Annotated in this window: 12 protein-coding genes; 5 read left to right on the top strand and 7 right to left on the bottom strand. The window is 67.1% G+C overall.

What is annotated here, in order from left to right; genetic code table 11:
• Positions 1-238: 238 nt before the first annotated feature.
• Complete coding sequence (locus tag BRW65_RS11290; RefSeq protein WP_073874537.1) at positions 239-1,765, bottom strand: wax ester/triacylglycerol synthase domain-containing protein; 1,527 nt, start codon at positions 1,763-1,765, stop codon at positions 239-241.
• 542 nt (positions 1,766-2,307) lie between these two features.
• Between BRW65_RS11290 and BRW65_RS11285 the strand changes: the two genes are divergently transcribed.
• The 4 genes from BRW65_RS11285 to BRW65_RS11275 all read left to right on the top strand — a co-directional run bounded on the left by BRW65_RS11285 (position 2,308) and on the right by BRW65_RS11275 (position 6,333).
• Positions 2,308-2,778 carry a DUF5994 family protein gene (locus BRW65_RS11285; protein ID WP_073874535.1) on the top strand — a complete coding sequence of 157 codons (471 nt, stop codon included), beginning with the start codon at positions 2,308-2,310 and terminating at the stop codon, positions 2,776-2,778.
• 178 nt (positions 2,779-2,956) lie between these two features.
• Complete coding sequence (locus BRW65_RS32255) at positions 2,957-3,115, top strand: DUF6307 family protein (RefSeq protein ID WP_244168065.1); 159 nt, start codon at positions 2,957-2,959, stop codon at positions 3,113-3,115.
• Positions 3,116-3,834: 719 nt separating this feature from the next.
• Positions 3,835-5,469 carry a fatty acyl-AMP ligase gene (locus BRW65_RS11280; RefSeq protein ID WP_073874533.1) on the top strand — a complete coding sequence of 545 codons (1,635 nt, stop codon included), beginning with the start codon at positions 3,835-3,837 and terminating at the stop codon, positions 5,467-5,469.
• 60 nt (positions 5,470-5,529) lie between these two features.
• Positions 5,530-6,333: a GAF and ANTAR domain-containing protein gene (locus BRW65_RS11275; RefSeq protein WP_073874531.1), complete on the top strand. Its 804-nt coding sequence runs from the start codon at positions 5,530-5,532 to the stop codon at positions 6,331-6,333.
• A gap of 5 nt (positions 6,334-6,338) precedes the next feature.
• Here BRW65_RS11275 and BRW65_RS11270 read toward each other — a convergent pair whose 3' ends face one another.
• The 6 genes from BRW65_RS11270 to BRW65_RS11245 form a co-directional block, all read right to left on the bottom strand.
• Positions 6,339-7,097, bottom strand: a complete 759-nt coding sequence (locus BRW65_RS11270) for a GAF and ANTAR domain-containing protein (RefSeq protein WP_073874529.1) — start codon at positions 7,095-7,097, stop codon at positions 6,339-6,341.
• Positions 7,098-7,136: 39 nt separating this feature from the next.
• On the bottom strand, positions 7,137-7,844 hold the full coding sequence (locus tag BRW65_RS11265) for a GAF and ANTAR domain-containing protein (protein WP_073874527.1): 708 nt from the start codon (positions 7,842-7,844) through the stop codon (positions 7,137-7,139).
• A 244-nt stretch (positions 7,845-8,088) separates the two neighbouring features.
• Positions 8,089-9,558, bottom strand: a complete 1,470-nt coding sequence (locus tag BRW65_RS11260) for a M28 family peptidase (RefSeq protein WP_073874525.1) — start codon at positions 9,556-9,558, stop codon at positions 8,089-8,091.
• Complete coding sequence (locus BRW65_RS11255) at positions 9,555-11,057, bottom strand: M28 family metallopeptidase (RefSeq protein WP_073874523.1); 1,503 nt, start codon at positions 11,055-11,057, stop codon at positions 9,555-9,557. The genes BRW65_RS11260 and BRW65_RS11255 overlap by 4 nt, the downstream gene beginning before the upstream one ends.
• A gap of 53 nt (positions 11,058-11,110) precedes the next feature.
• The gene (locus BRW65_RS11250; protein WP_073874521.1) at positions 11,111-11,536 is read right to left on the bottom strand and encodes a DUF2752 domain-containing protein; all 426 of its coding nucleotides are present in this window, start codon (positions 11,534-11,536) and stop codon (positions 11,111-11,113) included.
• 15 nt (positions 11,537-11,551) lie between these two features.
• On the bottom strand, positions 11,552-11,887 hold the full coding sequence (locus tag BRW65_RS11245; RefSeq protein ID WP_067268761.1) for a CD225/dispanin family protein: 336 nt from the start codon (positions 11,885-11,887) through the stop codon (positions 11,552-11,554).
• Between the two features lie 392 nt (positions 11,888-12,279).
• On the opposite strand from BRW65_RS11245, the gene BRW65_RS11240 reads away from it, so the two are divergent.
• Entirely contained in the window at positions 12,280-12,804 is a 525-nt protein-coding gene (locus tag BRW65_RS11240) for a serine/threonine protein kinase (protein ID WP_073874518.1), read from the top strand.
• The last annotated feature ends 25 nt before the right edge of the window (positions 12,805-12,829 follow it).

Genomic DNA, 12,829 nt, shown 5'->3' with positions numbered 1-12,829 from the left:
TAGGGACCATTGGCCCTAGAATGCGAGTCGCGGGTCTGGTCGGCTCGTCTCGTTCGGGGACGCCTCCCGAAGGAACGTGGCGATGGCTGGTTTGACGCGGCGCTTGCGGCATTCGGCGCGCTGGGTGCCGGCGGCAACTTCAGGAGCACGTCTCAAGCATGTACGCCCACCTGGACCACGGCGGCGAAATCGAGTGCATGCGCCAGACCCTGCCGGCGCTTTTCCGTCGTGCCGGCGGCTACCGGCGCCGGCTGACATTCATGATGCTGCCGCGTGAACGGTTCGCCGGGTGTGACGTCATCTCCGTGACGACCGAACGGCCTTGCCCGCGAGGAGATTTCTGGGCGGCGGCGACCAAAACGTCGACCGCGTCCGCGATCCCGGTCGCGATGTCGCCGACCGCGGGCACGTTGTCCGGACACGCACACACGCTCACATCCAACTCCTCACCACGGGAGCTCAGAGCGATCTTGAAACCACTTTCCTCCGACGGTGGCGGAAAGGTATGCACGCCCACCACACGTGCGCCCGCGCAGAACGCCAGAGTCGCGTCGAGGGCCGTAGAGGAGACGCTGCCATGACAGATTGGCTTGAGCTGTCGCCGCAGGCCGGATCGAGTGTAGAGCTGCATACCCAGCCGAGCCACCGCCGGCGGGACCATCGAGGCCACGGTGGCGGACTCGATTGTGGGATAACGCTTTTCGACGCTGTCGCTCCGGATTCCGTTCAGCCTCTCGGTCGCGGTGTGGAGGTTGGCAAGGACCTGCACCGGGTCGTCGAGGTGTACGGGGATGCGAAGCCGCCCGACCCTCAACGCCGTCCCGGTCGGAGGCGCGGACGTGGCCGGTAACTCGATCGGCATCCGCATCAGCAGGGGGCCGTCGGGCACCTTGTCGTGTCGTTGCAGCCAGGCGCGCAACGAGAGCGTGCAGGCAGCGAGAACCACGTTGGTGATGCTGCCCCCGAACGCGGTGCTGACCGCCTTGAGGTCGGCCAGCGGGACGGAGGTGAAGGCCACCGCGCGCCTCTTGGTAGGCGACGCGTTGAACACCGTGTGCGGCACCGCGCCGCTCATCGACGGTCCCGCGGCGTCCACCAGCGGGTGTTCGCGCCCAGGCCCCAGCCGAGCGCCCGCGGCGTGCAGCACGCCAAACATGGTCTCGACCATCAGCCACATTCCGGTGATGTGGTTCTCGACGATCTCGGTCACCGCATCGGTGACAAGTTCGCCGGCGGACGGAGCCGAGCCCAGACTCGGTTCGCTCGCCAGATTGTTGGCGGGGTCGGTGTGGGGCGACGCGGTCAACAGCCGCGGCCACAAGGACGCGGCCCCAGCGGCCCCGTCATTGAGCGCCGGCGACATCTTCACCGCCAGCGCCCACCTGCGGCCGGTCAGTCCGTCGATACTCCACGCTTCCCACAACCACTTGGGGCACTGCGGCGACCGGCTGGTCAGATCCGCGACCAGGTCCGCAAGTTCACGCCGTCCGCCCGGAGGACGAACCGTTGCGCAATGAATCTGCGGCGTGGGGTCGTAGCCGGCGATCTCGGCCCATACTGGCTGGCCCATACCCAGCGGCTTGCCGACCAGCCGGCTGCGAAAGCGCGCCAGGCGGGGCAGGGACGTGGCCACCAGGCGGTGTAGCCGCTGGTGGCTGAGCTGATCAGACGCATCGAGGATCACCACCGCAAGTGTGTGCGCGGGCGTCTTCGACGTTTGTGCGTGTAGTGACAGCGCGTCGGTCCTCGACAATCGCGTGACCATCGGGCCTTCCCTTCATCGAGAGCTCTCGGCGAGCGTTCGTAAGCCCTTGATACGAACGGAATCTCGGATGAGCCGCCAGATCCGTCAACGAGAAGCCGCCGACTCGTGCGCCGCCCTCTCGTTGGTCGCTGTCGCACGGGGCGTCAAGGTCGCACGGTCGGCCCCCGCGTTACCGACTGTCTTGGAGAGCCGTGCTGCGCTTGTTCACACAGCGAGTTTCGACGGCGGCCGGCCTGGCGCTGACTGCTTAACACCACAGTTGCGCACCAACGGCCATCTCGCGGCAGACTAGGAACGCAACCTGTTCGACCCGCCACTGTCGCCCAGCGTAGGCCATCTGAAGGCAAAGAGAAAAAGATTCGCACTCGCCCGCAAAGTTCAGCCACCCCCAATTTTCTGGTTCCGGGCCGACAATTTCTACGGTTTCGCCGCAGCGGAGTAGTGTCTGACTATCGGTGATATCTCGTACCTGACTATTCACAGCCACGTCGTCGCCGATTCGAAGTAACTGGCCGTTTCGCGGTCAAGACGGGAGCGTCGCGATGACGCCGAAAACTGAGTACGTGGACGGGGGTGGCTCACACACCCCACCCGCGCAGACACCGCGGTTGCGGCTAAAGCCCAAGGCACCCCAGAGCGGGTATGTCGATGGTGCTTGGTGGCCGCATACCGCCGACCTCACGGCGGAGCTGCCGGATCTACTGTCGGTCCTGTCCGTTCGACTCGGGCCGATCAACCGCGTGTTGTACAACGTGAACGAATGGGACACGGCGCCTGCGAAATTCGTGAGCGGGGGACGGAAGGTACGACTTGACGGCTATCGCCGTCAGCCGGTAAGTACCGTCGAGGTGCTCGGCCTCAACTCCACCAGAGTGGCCTTGCTGGTCGTTTCGCCCGGAGCCGACCCAGCCCAGGCGCATGCCGTGATGATGACCGCGGCGGGGCCCAGCAATGCCTCGACCGTCGAGGGCCTACTCATGACCAGTGCCGCCGAGGCGGACACCCCGACCTGAGCCTTGCACACCGCGCGAGAATCAAGCGGGACGGGCCGGGTCTGAATCCTGCTGCTGTCAAGGGCGACTACGTCGCCGCACGCGCCGCGCTTCAAACTACCCAGGCGTACAAGGTATTCGAGCAACCGTGCGAGTGACTCCCTCTGGGGTCACGGCACTCGATGGAAATGGGAATACGATGGCGACCAAACCAGCACTCCGCACGCCTTACGAGATCAGAATAGATCTCGTCCAAGACACGCTAAGGGCGCATACGTCGCTTGACGGCGCTGCCGCCCGCGAACTTGCGGTAGAAGTACTTTTCGCACTGAACTCGATACCCGAAAAGATCCGTTGAGCAACAACTAGCCGCACTGTCGCGGTAACCAACGGCGGCAACATGTTTCGCTGCGCCGTGCAAAATCCAACACGGACTCGGCATCGCCAGCCCCGCCGGCGAGCTCGGCGGCGCGGCGCATCCGCGCACGAAGCACATCGCTGACCGCAAGCGTGCGGCCCGGCGCGGGCCCCAGTCGCTTGGATCCCGCCTGTCTCAAGGCGCGGACACTTACGCCTTCGGCGTTTTGTTTTCTGGGCGTGCCCTGTCCGGTATCGTGTGATGCGGTTGATTCCCCAGCCTCCCGGAAACGCCCGGTGGCGACCCGTCGAGGTCCCCACCTGCAACGTGACTGCACTACCCGCCATAGCCGACAGCTCTCAAGCGTCGTGCCGTTGGACCGATAGACGGAGTCGCGTTGCCCGGGGCCTCACAGTTCACCGCCTCAGCCGGCGGCGATTTCGGCGCGCCTAGCCACCCGATTGCCGAGAACTACGTAGCCTTTAAGCGTCCGATCCGCTCGACCCCTCGCTTCATCCCAAGTGACGGTTCATCCGCTTCGTGCTTGAAGAGGGGCAGGCGCTCCCGCCGCAGTCACGGCGCATCGGCGCCACTGACGCCGGCTTGCCAGCAGTCCGATGCGAGTTTCGCGGCCGACACCAACGCGTTCGGCACTTTTCCTCGTGGTAAGCGCCCGCCGTCGATGACCAACCGTCAGCGCCGGATCAAGGGGGAAGATCTTGAGTAAATTCACCGACACCATGTACGGCACCGCCCAGTCCAGTTCCAAGGGTCTGGTCACCGGGGAGCCCGACTGCCCGGTCAGGCACACCTGGGGCGAGGTGCACGAACGGGCCCGTCGGATCGCCGGTGGGCTAGCCAGGGCCGGCGTCGGCCATGGCGATGCCGTCCCGGTGCTGGCCGGCGCCCCGGCCGAGATCGCGCCGACCGGCCAGGGCATCTGGATGCGCGGGGCCAGCCTCACAATGCTCCACCAGCCCACCCCCCGCACCGACCTTGCGCGTTGGGCCGAGGAGACCACCGCCGTCATCGATATGATCGGCGCCAAGACCGTTGTCATCTCAGATCCGTTCATCGCCGCGGCCAGCTTGCTGGCGGAGCTGGGCATGCGAGTGCTGACCGTCGAGCAGCTGCTCGGCAGTCATCCGATCGATCCGGTCGAGACCGACGACGACGACATCGCGCTGCTCCAGCTGACGTCGGGTTCCACCGGGTCACCGAAGGCGGTCAGGATCTCGCACCGCAATGTCGTGTCGAACGCCGAGGCGATGTTCATCGGCGCGCAGGTCGACATCGAAACCGACGTGATCGTGAGCTGGCTGCCCTTGTTCCATGACATGGGGATGACCGGGTTCTTGACCGTGCCAATGTATTTCGGTGCGGAACTGGTCAAGGTCACGCCGATGGACTTCCTACATGACACCCTGCTGTGGGCCAAGCTCATCGACAAGTACAAGGGCACCATGACCGCGGCGCCGAACTTCGCCTACACGCTGTTTGCCAAACGCCTGAGCAGGCTGGCGCGGCCCGGCCAGTTCGACCTGTCCACCCTGCGGTGGGCGCTGTCGGGCGCCGAGCAGGTTGAGCCCGCAGACGTCGAAGCATTGTGCGAGGCGGGCAAGCCGTTCGGGTTACGTCCGGAGGCGATCCTGCCGGCCTACGGTATGGCCGAGACGACCGTGGCGGTCTCGTTCTCCGAGTGCGGTGCGGGCCTGTTGATCGACGAGGTCGACGCGGACTTGCTCGCCGTGCTGCACCGGGCCGTCCCCGCCACGAAGGGCAAAACCCGGCGACTGGCCACCCTCGGACGGTTGCTACACGGGCTTGAAGCGCGCATCGTCGACGAAGACGGCAACCTGCTGCCCGCCCGGGCGGTCGGCGTCATTGAGGTGCGGGGCGAGTCGGTGACGCAGGGTTACGAGACGATGGCCGGTTTCGTCACGGCCCAAGACGACCAAGGATGGTATGACACAGGCGATCTCGGTTATCTGACCGAGGCCGGTCACGTCGTCGTCTGCGGCCGAGCCAAAGACGTGATCATCATGGCCGGGCGAAACATCTACCCGACCGATATCGAGCGCGCCGCCGCACGCGTCTCCGGCGTCCGCCCCGGTGCGGCCGTCGCGGTGCGCCTGGAGGCCGGGCGCGCCCGCGAAACGTTCGCGATCGCCGTGGAATCCAACGACTGGCAGAACGCGACCGAGGTGCGGCGCATCGAGCAACAGGTGGCGCACGAGGTGGTTGCCGAGGTCGACGTCCGGCCGCGGAATGTCGTGGTGGTCGAGCCGGGAACGATCCCGAAGACGCCATCGGGCAAGCTGCGGCGCGCCCACACGTCGGCACTCGTCGGCTGAAAATGCCCACGCTGCAGGGAGAGTAGCTTTGGGGTTACCGTTGCACGCAAGGAGGGGACGTTGGCCGACTTCGACGCCCAGCCCAATCGGGTAATGCCGGCCCTGCCCGACCTCTCCCCCACTCAGCGCGAGGCAGACGAGGCCGAACTCTACGCGGGGCTTCGCGGGGTGGCCGGCATCGTGGCCGGCGGACGCGGCGTGATCGATCTGCTCGGGGACGTGGCGGAGTTCGCGGAGCAGGCGATTCCCGGCGCCGACGACGTCGGCGTCGCTCTGGTCGATCCGCAGCGCGGCATTTCCAGTGTCCAGACCTGGGCGGCGACGGCGCTGCTGGTCCACGAGATCGACACCGTGCAGTACAGCGAACTGCGCGAGGGTCCGAGCATCACCTGTATGGAGTCGCGCCGTCCCACGGTGAGCGGGTCGCTGGGCAGCGACAGCCGTTGGCCACACTTCGGCGGCCGCGTGGCCCGCATGCAGATGCACTCGGCGCTCGCGTTGCCGCTGATCGTGGGCGATCAACTGGTCGGCGCGATCAACGCCTACGCCACGAGCCGCGACGCGTTCGCCGATCACGCCGTGCAGTTGGGATCGCAATTCGCCAAGCCCGCCGCGGTCTCGGTCTACAACGCCCAGTTGCTCGCCAACGCTCACGAACGGACACTGCGCTTACAGCGCGCGTTGGACAGCCGGTCGGTGATCGACCAGGCGATCGGCATCATCCGCGGCCGGTCGGGCAGCGACGCGAGTCAGGCCTTTCAACGGCTCGCCCAGATCAGCCAAACCGAGAACGTCAAGCTGAACGTCGTCGCCGAGCGGCTGGTCGAGGAGGCCGCACGGCGGGCTCGCGCGCGGCGCAGCTGAGACCGCTATTCGGTTGTGCCAGCCTGCAATTCGGCTATCTCTGCGACGATCAGCATCCGGGAATACCGGTCCGTCATCAGTCTGCGTGCGACGTCCGTGAGGTGTTGACCGTTGGCTTTCGCGTAGGTCCGGAGCAGCCGGAACGCGTCCTCGACGGGGATGTCGAGCATCTGCCGGAGCAACCCCTTGGCCTGCTCAACAACGACGCGGCCGGCCAGCGCCGAACGCAGCCTCGGCATCACGGTCGACGGTGTGGGTGGGTTTTCTTGGAGGATCGCCACGCTCGCGATGTGCGTCAGGGTCTGGCCGACGAGCAGATCGGCGTCGGTGAGCTCGCCGCGTTGGGAACCGAACAAGCCGAGCGCGCCCAACACCAGACCGGCGGCCCGCATGGGCACGGCGTGTACCGACGCGAACCCCGCATCGACCGCGGCCGGGACGAAGCGCGGCCACCGCTCGCGCGCGCCTTCGATGTCAGCGACCGAGACCGGCCGGCCGGTGGCATAGCAATCCACGCACGGGCCCTCGTCGGTTTGCAGCTGGAAAAGTTCCAGCTCACGGGCCTGCTCGGAGGTGGCAGCCAGCAGGCGGAGCTGGTGCAACGGGTCGGCCAGCAGGAATCCCGCGGCCGCAATGTCTAGCAACTCTGTACATCGCTCTGTGAGCCCGGTCAACAGGTCGACTATGTCGAAGTCGTCGAGCAGGCTGTCGACGATCGACACGACGGCGTTCAACACGAGGGTCTCACGAGGCACCTCAGTCACGCTGTCCTCCTTCCCGGCTGTCGGGTCCGCGCAGGCACATCAGTCGGCCTCGAGCCGCAACCGGCGATCGAGGATGTCGCGGGCCACGTCGGTGGCGCTCCGGCCGGTGGCATACGCGTGGGCGCGCAGCCGGATCAGAGCCTCGGCCGGCTCCACCTCCAGCTGCGCGACGAGCATGCCGGTGGCCTGGCTGACCTCGGCGCGGCTCAATGCGTTGAGTTCGGCCCACGCGTTGCTGTGCGGGTCCGCGACGGCCGCCTGCAGGTCGGCGTCCAGCAGGTCCAGCAGCGGGATGCCCGCGAGCTCCGCGGCGGTGACGGCGTTGCTCAGTCCGTCGCCCGGCAGCGGGCCGGGCTGGGCGCGGAAGAGGTCGAGCGCGCCGACGAATTCGCCGGCCACGACCACCGGCAGGGCGTAGACGCCCCTGATCTGGTTGGCAAGCATGGCGGGCCCATAGACGGGCCAACGCGCCTCCTCGGGGTCGGCGAGGTCGACGACCAGAACGGGAATCCGCTGGGCGACGGAATCCAGGCAGGGACCCTCCCCGAGGATGAACTGAAGTTCGTCGTACCTGCGGGCGGGTTCACCGCTGGCGCCCAGGGTTCCGCTGCTCAAGCCGTCGAACACGAGCGAGATCGCGGCCGCATCGACGTCGAGCAGGACCACGCAGGCCTCGCACAGCCGGTCCGCCGCCTCCGCCCCGCGCCGGCCGTCGACCGCGGCGCGCAGTTGCTCGTGAATTGCCACATTCAGCCGAACGGGCACGCAGCAGCGGATGTCATCCCCCCACCCTTTCAGTTGTGGAGGCGATTTACGAGTCCCCCGGGCCGCGGCGGCCGCCTCAGCAGACCCGCCCGGGAAATCCGGCACTGACCTGCGCGGTCGAGGAGGGCAATCCGCAAGCCAGCCGGCCGGGACAACACCCGGAAGGTGCTCGCACGGATGTGCCACGGCACAGCGGGCACACTGAACCCGGCGGCGTTCGATTCCGCTAGGGCACCCGGGTCCGATGCCGTTTGTCGTGCGGCGGCACTCCGTTGACGCCGCCGATGGACTCCGCATAGCTCCCGACGGCGTATCCGACGCCAGAACCCATGACGGCCAACGCGTCTCGGTTGATGGCGTCGACGGTCTCGCGGGGGCCTTGATAGTTGGGGTCGAAGGGGGCGCCGGCTTGCCCGCCCCACAGCCGGGCCTGAACCGTGGTCTTCGGTTGCGAGGCCCCGGCCGTCATGCCCCCGACCGGCACACCCGCGACCATGAAGGGGTGGTAGTCGGCGAGCGTGTTCAGCGGCATGTCCGCGGGTCGCTTCCCGGCAAGGTTCAGGTAGGCCGCCAGGGTGCGCTCGATACCGGCCGAGCCGTTGGGGACGTCCGCGTAGGTCACCCCGGGCGACGGCGGACCGGACTGATCGCCGTCGTCGGTGAAGAAGCCGGCGTTGGGCGAACCCAGCGTGGTGAAGTTGAGGTACATCGCCATGTCGTTGAGCTGATCGCTGTCCATGCCGAACACGTAATCCATGACGCCGTTGAGCCCGTCCTCGTCGGCGCCCCAGAACGCGAACCGCACCGCGTTGTTCACCGGTGCCAGGGGACCCAGTTGCAGCGCCGTCTCCAGCACCGCGGCCACCCCGGTTCCGTCGTCGTTGATGCCCGGGCCGCCGCGGGGGCTGTCGAGGTGCGCGCCCACCACGATCACGTCGTGCGGCGAGCCGGTCTTGGTCTGCGCCACGACGTTTCGCGAGGTGATCTTGACGTTTTGGGCGTCCAGCACCAGGCGGATGGGCGCGGTTGCCCCGGCGAGCGCGGTCACGGCGGAGGGGTTGGCGACCGCGACGGGGACGGTCAGCTGCTTGAAGTAGCCGGGAGTGAACAGCGTGGGCGGGGCGCCCTGGCCGGCGGGCGCGCTGAGCACGACGAGCGCGGCCGCGCCCTTGGCCACCGCGCTGTTCTGCTTGTCGACCACCGAACAACGCGTGTCGTCGACGACGGCGATCGAACCCTTGGGCAGCACGCCCGGATAATCGCCGGCCGCGCAGCCCGACGGTTGGGTGGGCCGGACCGGTTGCCCGGTCAGGCCGCCGGGCGGTGTCTGGACCAACAGCGAAGCCTGGTCGACGGTGTAGCTGCGGCCGGCGACCGTGACCGACGGCTTGCCCGGGGCCACGGTGTAGAGCCGGTCGAACTGCGGCGTCAGTACCTCGAAACCCTTGTCACGCAGGGCTTTAGCCACGTAGTCGACGCTGGCGTCGTAGCCCGGCGTGCCGTCGGCCCGATTTCCCTTGTTGGTGTTGGCGATGTTCTGCAGCGCGCGCAGGTGGGTCAGCATCCCGTCGGCGCTCACCTTGCCGGCCAGGCTGTGCGCCAGATCCGGTGCGGCGGTCGGCGATCCCGGCCGCGCAGACGTGCAGGACGCCAGCACGGTCGCCAGCAGCATTGCCGCGCCCAGCCGGCGGGTCATGGCTTGGTTAGCACGTGACGCGTGCGGTCTTCCATCGTGGGCACCCCGTTGTGGCCGCCGAGATCCTGCGCGTACAGGCCCACCGCGTAGGCGACTCCACCGCCGTTGATGCCCAGTGCGGTCCGGTCGATGTGGTCGAGGGTGTCCGTCTTCTGGTGATAGTTGGGGTCGAAGGGCTGGTCCGCGGCCCCGCCCCACAGCTTGGCCTGATCCGCCGACATCTTCGCCTCGGCGCCGGAGAACAGGCCGCCGGCGGGGACGCCCGCCAGGGTGAATCCGTCGTAGTCGGAGCGGCCGTCGAATGAGGTGTCCTGGGCGGTCTTTCCGGCGGATTTCAGGTAGGCGACGAGCGTGCGCTCGATGCCGGCCGACCCCTCCGGCACCACCGGCTGGCCGCGAACGTCCGCCGCCAGCGACTGGTCGCCGTCATAGGTGAAGTAACCGGGGTTCGGCGACGCGAGCATGTCGAAGTTCAGGTATAGCGCAATGCTTTTGAGCCCGGTCAAGTCCAGCGACTCGACGTAGTTGCGCGATCCGATCAGCCCGAGTTCCTCCGCACCCCAGAACCCGAACCGCACCGCGTTGCGCACCGGGGGCGAATTACCCAGCCGCAGCGCGGTTTCCAATATCGCGGCCACGCCCGAACCGTTGTCGTTGATGCCCGGGCCTTCGGGCACGCTGTCCAGATGCGCGCCGGCCATCACGACGTTGGTAGTCGAGCCCGTCTTGGTCTGCGCGATCACGTTGCGGGCCTTGAAGCTCTGGACGCTCGCGTTCAGCTTGATGGTGGTAGCCCCCGGCTGGGTACGCAATTGCACGCCGACCGACTTGGTCACGCTCACGACCGGGATCTTGACGTTGGTGTCCGGCCCCAACGTGCCGCCCATCTGTTGCTCGTCGACGTTGTCGGCGACGATCATCGCGACCGCCCCGCGCTGCACCGCGGCGTCCTCCTTTTTCGCGAAGGGGCAACCGCCGCGGTCCACCAGGACCACGACCCCCTGCACCGAAAGGTTGCCGTAATCCGCGGCGGCACAGCCGGGGCCGGTGCTGGCGGGAACGGCCACCAACGGCCCGCTCACGCCGTCCGGCGGGGTGCCGAGACTGAAGTCCAGGGCGTGCGCCTCCACCGGCTTACCGCCGACGGTCACCTCCGGCTTGTCTCCGTGGAACACGCGCGCCGAGAATTCGGGCGTTTGTACGTCGAAACCGCTGCCGCGCAATGTGTTTACCACGTAGTCGACGCTGGCTTCGTAACCCGGGGTGCCGACCGCCCGGGTGCCGTTGTTGGCGTTGGCAATGTCCTGGAGCTTTGCCAGGTGCGCCATCATCGCGTCGCTCGTGACCTTGTCGTGCAAGGCGCTGGCGAACCGGGCCGCCGCGGCGGGGTCTCCCGTTGCCCGTTGCGAGTCGGCCGACTTGTGCAAGCAGCCGGCCGAGAATGCGGACAGGGCGACCACGATGAGCGCCGCGGGGACCGTCGTGAATTTGTTCACCATCGCGCCCCAGGTTAGACCGCGGCGCGACCGGCCGTGATCAGGACACGGCAGTATCAGACGTACAGGGCGCTGAACGGTGCAAAGGGGATGTTGCGCACCGCAAACCACGCCCCGACCAATACCATGGCCACCACGGCGGACCAACGAGTGTGTTGCCAGCTGCGGATCCGCCTGCCCGCGAGCAGTCCGTAGGTCCAGGCGAGGTACGCCCACACCAAGAGCACGACAGCCGCCAGGCCCAATGCGTTGTACCTGGCGGCCGCCGTGATGTTGCCGTGCATCAGGGAATACAGCATGCGCAAGCTGCCGCATCCCGGACAGTCGATACCCAACAGCGCCTTGGTCGGGCACACCGGCAGCGGACCGTTGGGAGTGGTGGGGTCACCCGCCCAGATGGCGGCGCACATCAGCGTCGTAGACGCGGCCACCAGCAGTGGCGCACCCAGACTCGACGACGCCGACCCTTGACGGGTCACCATGATCGCGAACCGGGCTTAGAACATCGCGGCAAGCGCCGCATTGGTGTTCGTGTTCAGCGCGCCGACCGCCATCAGGATGCCGTAGATGATGCCCACGACGACACCGATGACCGCCGACCAGATCACCCATTTCTTGGCGCTCTCGGCGGACGCCTGCGCCTCGGCATAACGGCCCTGCGCCCAGAGCCCGTTGACCTGGCTGGATTTGACGATCGCCACGATCCCGAAGGGGAGACAACAGAACAGGGTCACCAGGATGGACCACACCAAATAGTTATTCGGCGGCTGCCCGGCGGGCTGCTGCGGCGGGTAACCAGGCGGCGGAGGGGGCGGTGCCGGTGGCTGTGTCATGGATTCTCCAGTCCCGAGAAGTTAGCTGGCGTGAAACGGTGCTAACCATACCCGAGCACAGTCGCGGCGGCACCAGCAATTTGAAAATCCGCTTTTGGCCCGCTGACGTGCGGGGCGCCGGTCGCGCGGCGTTCAGCCTCCGTTCTCCTGTCCGCCCGTTCCGCCACCCGGCGCTGATGACGCCTGGCCAACTGAAACCGATTGAGTGGCAGCGCTTTTCGGATTGGCCGGCCAGCGGGCGCCTGACCTGCGTCTCCGAAAAGGATGCCCAGACAGACAATTGCCAGCGGAATGTGTTGCTTTGTCACGACATAGCCCTACGATCCCTACTTAGCGGAAGCATGTTTTTCCGGTGAGTGCCGCCGGTACGACAACCGCCGAGGAGTCGTGGGATGTCCTATCTCAGCAATGCGCTGCGAGCCGTCGCGGCCGCGGCGCTCGCGGGCGGCTCCGCCTTCGCCGGCACGGCCACCGCTACCGCGGATCCCACGAACACCGGCAACGCGTCGGACCTCAACGCGCTCGCGGCATCCCTGTCAAAGGGCTATGGCCTGAACAACTGCACGGCCCAGAGCGTCACCACCGGCGAACTGGCGTCGCTGGCCTGCGGGCAGAGTCCCGACCCGAGCGGCCCCGTCCAAGCCAAGTACATCCTGTTCAACAACGGCGAAAACCTCGTCGGCTCGTTCAAGGCCAGCATCAAAGACGACGTGCTGAGCACCTGCGGCGACAGCGGCCAGTCGCCCACCAGCTGGCACCAGGGCAGCGACGGCAATGCCGGTCAGGTGGCCTGCGGGACGTATCAGAACGCTGCCGAGATCATCTGGACCACCGATGCCAAGAACACCTTGAGCTATATCCGTGGGCCGAACAACGACGCCGCGGCGCTGTATCAGTGGTGGCGAGCCAACGGCTGAATTTCTGTTGGGGGGCAACAGTTTT

The sequence above is a fragment of the Mycobacterium paraffinicum genome, assembly GCF_001907675.1.
GTDB lineage: Bacteria > Actinomycetota > Actinomycetes > Mycobacteriales > Mycobacteriaceae > Mycobacterium > Mycobacterium paraffinicum_A.
This window is presented reverse-complemented; position numbering and strand designations above follow the sequence as displayed.